The following is a 4,986-nucleotide window of genomic DNA, read 5'->3' as shown; positions in this document are numbered from 1 at the left end:
CATGGAACTGCAGGAGCCTGGCATCCAGATCTTCAGCGGTCTGGCGCAGATGGTCTACGGCATGAACGGTGACGCCGCGATCGACGGCGGCAAGAGCATGTACAATGCCTTCGCCACCGCGCACGCCCTGATCATGATCTTCTTCATGGTCATGCCGGCGCTGATCGGCGGTTTTGCCAACTGGATGGTCCCGATCATGATCGGCGCGCCCGACATGGCGTTCCCGCGCATGAACAACATCTCCTTCTGGCTGCTGCCGCCGGCCTTCATCCTGCTGCTCACCTCGATGTTCATGCCGAGCGCACCGGGTGCCTATGGTGTCGGTGGCGGCTGGACGCTTTATCCGCCGTTGTCGACTTCGGGCCAGCCCGGGCCGGCCATGGATCTGGCGATCCTGTCGATCCACATTGCCGGTGCCTCGTCGATCCTCGGCGCCATCAACTTCATCACCACCATCTTCAACATGCGCGCGCCTGGCATGACGCTGCACAAGATGCCGCTGTTTGCCTGGTCGGTGCTGATCACCGCCTTCCTGCTCCTGCTGTCGCTGCCGGTTCTGGCCGGCGGCATCACCATGCTGCTCACCGACCGCAATTTCGGCACCACCTTCTTTGCGCCCGACGGCGGCGGCGACCCGATCCTGTTCCAGCACCTGTTCTGGTTCTTCGGTCACCCTGAAGTGTACATCCTGATCCTGCCGGGCTTCGGCATCATCAGCCACGTCATCTCGACCTTCTCGAGGAAGCCGGTGTTCGGTTATCTCGGCATGGCCTACGCCATGGTGGCGATCGGCGCCGTCGGCTTCATCGTCTGGGCGCACCACATGTACACGACCGGCCTGTCGCTCGATACGCAGCGCTATTTCGTCTTCGCCACCATGGTCATCGCGGTGCCGACAGGCGTGAAGATCTTCTCCTGGATCGCGACGATGTGGGGCGGGTCGATCTCGTTCAAGACGCCGATGCTGTGGGCGCTAGGCTTCATCTTCCTGTTCACCATCGGCGGCGTCACCGGCGTCCAGCTGGCCAATGCCGGCCTCGACCGCTCGCTGCATGACACCTATTTCGTCATCGCCCACTTCCACTACGTGCTGTCGCTGGGCGCGGTGTTCGCCATCTTCGCCGGCTGGTACTACTGGTTCCCGAAGATGACCGGCTACATGTATTCGCCCGTCATCGCCAACACCCACTTCTGGGTCACCTTCGTCGGCGTGAACCTGATCTTCTTCCCGCAGCACTTCCTCGGTCTCGCCGGCATGCCGCGCCGCACCATCGACTACCCCGATGCGTTTGCCGGCTGGAACTATGTGTCGTCCATCGGCTCGTATATCTCGGCCGTCGGCGTCCTGATCTTCCTCTATGGCGTGTTCGAGGCCTTCCAGAAGAAGCGGATCGCCGGCGCCAACCCATGGGGCGAGGGCGCAACGACGCTCGAATGGCAGCTGCCTTCGCCGCCGCCCTTCCACCAGTGGGAACAGCTGCCGAAGATCAAGTAAGGCGGCTGTTCGCTCGAATACGAAACCGCCGGTCCGCCGGCGGTTTCGGCCAACGGATGATGGACTTAAGTACGCATGGCCCTTGTCGACGACCATTGATTGACGAAGCGGGCTTTCGCATGTCGGAAGCGACGGCGGGCGATTTCTTCGCGCTGCTGAAGCCGCGCGTCATGTCGCTGGTGGTGTTCACCGCCTTTGTCGGCCTGGTCGCCGCCCCCGTGACCATCAACCCTCTGCTGGCGGTGATCGCCATCCTGGCTATTGCGATAGGTGCTGGCGCCTCCGGCGCGCTCAACATGTGGTACGATGCCGACATCGATGCCGTGATGACCAGGACCGCCAGCCGCCCGGTCCCGGCCGGTCGCATCCAGCCGCACGAAGCGCTGACCTTCGGGCTGGTGCTGTCGGTGCTGTCGGTGATGACGCTCGGCGTGCTGGTCAACTGGCTGGCGGCGACGCTGCTGGCCTTTACCATCTTTTTCTACGCCGTCGTCTACACGATGTGGCTGAAGCGCTGGACGCCGCAGAACATCGTCATCGGCGGGGCCGCCGGTGCCATTCCGCCCGTGATCGGCTGGGCCGCGGTGACCGGGACGGTCAGCCTCGAAAGCGTTGTCTTGTTCCTGATCATCTTCCTTTGGACGCCGCCGCATTTCTGGGCGCTGGCGCTTTTCAAATCCGAGGACTACGCCAAGGCCGGTATTCCGATGATGCCCAACGTCGCCGGCCACGCTTCGACGCGCCGCCAGATCTTCGCCTATGCGCTGGTGCTGGCCCCGGTAGGCGTGCTGCCGTGGCTGCTCGGCTACACCACGCCCTTCTATGGCGTGGCCGCCCTGCTGCTCGGGGTCGGTTTTGCCTGGTACGCGTGGAAAGTGCTTGGCATGGCCGACGATGACCGCGTCATGAAACCGGCCAAGGCCCTGTTCGCCTATTCGCTGCTTTATCTCTTCGCCATCTTCGCTGCCTATCTGGCCGACAGCGTTGTCGAACGCGCGCTTGCCATGGGTGGAGCATGACCATGATCGAGGAAAAGCTCGAGACCGTCACGTTGACCGAGCGTCAGAAGAAGGCGCAGCGCAGCCGTTCTATCGCCATCGGCGTGGCGCTGGCGCTGCTGGTGGTCATTTTCTACATCGCGACGATCGTGAAGTTCGGCCACAATCTGGGCACGATGTGATGAGCGTCGAGAAGTCCAGGAAAGCGGCGGGCAAGAACAGCAACGTCATCGTCGCGGCTGTCTGCCTCGCCTTCTTCACCGGCATGATCGGCATGGCCTATGCCGCGGTGCCGCTCTACAAGATGTTTTGCCAGGCGACCGGCTATGGCGGCACGACGCAACGTGCCGAGAAGCAGTATGCCGGCCGCGTGCTCGACCGCGAGATCACCGTCCGCTTCGATGCCAACGTCGCCGGCGTGCCATGGGAGTTTCAGCCGGTCCAGCGCTCGATGACGATGAAGATCGGCGAGACCGTGCAGGCGCACTACCAGGCGACCAACAAGTTCGATCGTTCGGTGACCGGCCGCGCCACCTTCAACGTGCAGCCTGAACTGGCGGGCCCCTATTTCAACAAGGTCGAGTGCTTCTGCTTCACCGACACGACGCTGAAGCCCGGCGAGACGCTGGACATGCCGGTCCTGTTCTACGTGGACCCCGACATCGTCAATGTGCCGGAGCTCAAGGACGTGAAGACGATCACGCTGTCCTACACGATGTTCCCGGTCGAGAAGACCAAGCCGGTCGCCTCCTCGGCGCCGACCGATGGCAACAGCAAGACAATTTCGAATACCGAAGCAAATCTCGGGGGTTGATATGGCAGACGCGCACGCAAAACCACAGCATGACTATCATCTCGTCGACCCGAGCCCATGGCCTTTCCTAGGCTCGGTAGGGGCGCTGGTCATGGCCTTTGGCGGTGTCGCCCTGATGGAATATCTGAAGGGCGGGTCGTTCCCGATCTTCGGCTTCAACATCGCCAATCCGTGGCTGTTCTTCATCGGCCTCGTGATCGTCCTCTACACCATGTTCGCCTGGTGGTCGGACACGATCAAGGAAGCGCATGAGGGTCATCATACGCGGGTCGTGTCGCTGCACCTGCGCTATGGCATGATCATGTTCATCGCCTCGGAGGTGATGTTCTTCGTTGCCTGGTTCTGGGCCTATTTCGATGCCAGCCTTTTTGCCGGTGAGGCACAGAACTACGCGCGCGCCACATTTACTGGTGGCGTCTGGCCGCCGAAGGGCATGGAGGTTCTCGATCCCTTCCATTTGCCGCTCTACAACACCGTCATCCTGCTGCTGTCGGGCACCACGGTGACCTGGGCGCACCATTCGCTTCTTCACGGCGACCGCAAGGGGCTGATCAACGGCCTGGTGCTGACCGTTGGCCTCGGCATGCTGTTCACCATGGTGCAGGCCTACGAGTACATGCACGCTCCGTTCGCTTTCAAGGATTCCATCTATGGCGCCACCTTCTTCATGGCGACCGGCTTCCACGGGTTCCACGTCATCATCGGCACCATCTTCCTGTTGGTCTGCCTGATCCGGGCGATGAAGGGTGATTTCACCCCCAAGCAGCATTTCGGCTTCGAGGCGGCCGCCTGGTACTGGCACTTCGTCGACGTGGTCTGGCTGTTCCTGTTCGCCTCGATCTACGTCTGGGGATCGGTCGGCGCGGTGATCGAGGGCCACTGATCCAGGCCTGAGGGATTTTCATTTCTGGAGGCGGCCGCGGCAACGTGGCCGCCTTCTTCTTTTTGGCGCAATGATCGCTGATCGATAGCCAATGCGACTGACAATCTTCCGGGCTATTTGCGCATTGATGATCGGGGCACTCCCGGCCTTTGCCGGCGAGAAGGTGGACCTGGTGCGTGTTCACAAGGCCGAACGCCGGCTGGAACTGATCGGCGACGGCAAGGTCCTGCGAAACTACGGCATCGCGCTCGGCGGCGATCCCGTCGGGCACAAGCACCAGGAGGGCGATCAGCGCACGCCCGAGGGGAACTATGTCCTCGACTGGCGCAACCCGAACAGCATCGCGCACAAATCGATCCATATTTCGTACCCCAATGCCGACGATGAGGCCGCCGCCAAGGCGCGCAATGTCGGCGCGGGCGGCATGATCATGATCCACGGCCAACCGAATGGTTATGGCTGGTGGGGCTGGCTGCTTCAATTGGTCGACTGGACCGACGGCTGCATTGCGGTTACGGACTCCGACATGGACGAAATCTGGGCGCTGGTGGCCGATGGCACACCGATCGAAATCGAGCGGTAAGCAATGAGCGACGACGCTCCCATGAGTGAAGACAGGGCGATCTGGCCGCCGATCGATCCGATCTCGGCCGGCCTGCATGGCCGCTGCCCGCGCTGCGGCGAGGGGCGGTTGTTCTCCGGCTTCCTCACTGTCGGCAAGCGCTGCGTCAATTGCGGCCTCGATTATTCCTACGCCGATGCCGGCGACGGGCCGGCGGTGTTCGTCATCCTGATC

7 protein-coding genes are annotated in these 4,986 nt (G+C 62.2%); all 7 read left to right on the top strand.

The features are described from left to right. Positions 1-1,495 (top strand): cytochrome c oxidase subunit I (gene ctaD, locus EN969_RS16500; protein ID WP_127419247.1); only part of this gene is annotated, 1,495 nt, incomplete at its 5' end. A gap of 59 nt (positions 1,496-1,554) precedes the next feature. Further along, positions 1,555-2,514 (top strand): heme o synthase, encoded by a 960-nt coding sequence (locus tag EN969_RS16495; RefSeq protein WP_127224168.1) that lies wholly within the window; start codon positions 1,555-1,557, stop codon positions 2,512-2,514. A gap of 2 nt (positions 2,515-2,516) precedes the next feature. After that, positions 2,517-2,675 carry a hypothetical protein gene (locus tag EN969_RS16490; protein ID WP_013532777.1) on the top strand — a complete coding sequence of 53 codons (159 nt, stop codon included), beginning with the start codon at positions 2,517-2,519 and terminating at the stop codon, positions 2,673-2,675. Further along, positions 2,675-3,307: a cytochrome c oxidase assembly protein gene (locus EN969_RS16485; RefSeq protein ID WP_027164147.1), complete on the top strand. Its 633-nt coding sequence runs from the start codon at positions 2,675-2,677 to the stop codon at positions 3,305-3,307. Before EN969_RS16490 ends, EN969_RS16485 begins: the two co-directional genes overlap by 1 nt. 1 nt (position 3,308) lies before the next feature. Beyond that, the gene (locus EN969_RS16480) at positions 3,309-4,190 is read left to right on the top strand and encodes a cytochrome c oxidase subunit 3 (RefSeq protein ID WP_024503615.1); all 882 of its coding nucleotides are present in this window, start codon (positions 3,309-3,311) and stop codon (positions 4,188-4,190) included. 91 nt (positions 4,191-4,281) lie between these two features. Then, complete coding sequence (locus EN969_RS16475) at positions 4,282-4,773, top strand: L,D-transpeptidase family protein (RefSeq protein WP_063167681.1); 492 nt, start codon at positions 4,282-4,284, stop codon at positions 4,771-4,773. Between the two features lie 21 nt (positions 4,774-4,794). Beyond that, positions 4,795-4,986 (top strand): DUF983 domain-containing protein (locus tag EN969_RS16470; protein ID WP_164752011.1); only part of this gene is annotated, 192 nt, incomplete at its 3' end.

The organism is Mesorhizobium sp. M7A.F.Ca.CA.003.01.2.1 (assembly GCF_003998945.1).
In the GTDB taxonomy this organism is placed as follows: Bacteria; Pseudomonadota; Alphaproteobacteria; order Rhizobiales; family Rhizobiaceae; genus Mesorhizobium; species Mesorhizobium ciceri.
The sequence above is the reverse complement of the archived record's forward strand: the minus strand, read 5'-3'. Positions and strand labels throughout refer to the sequence as shown.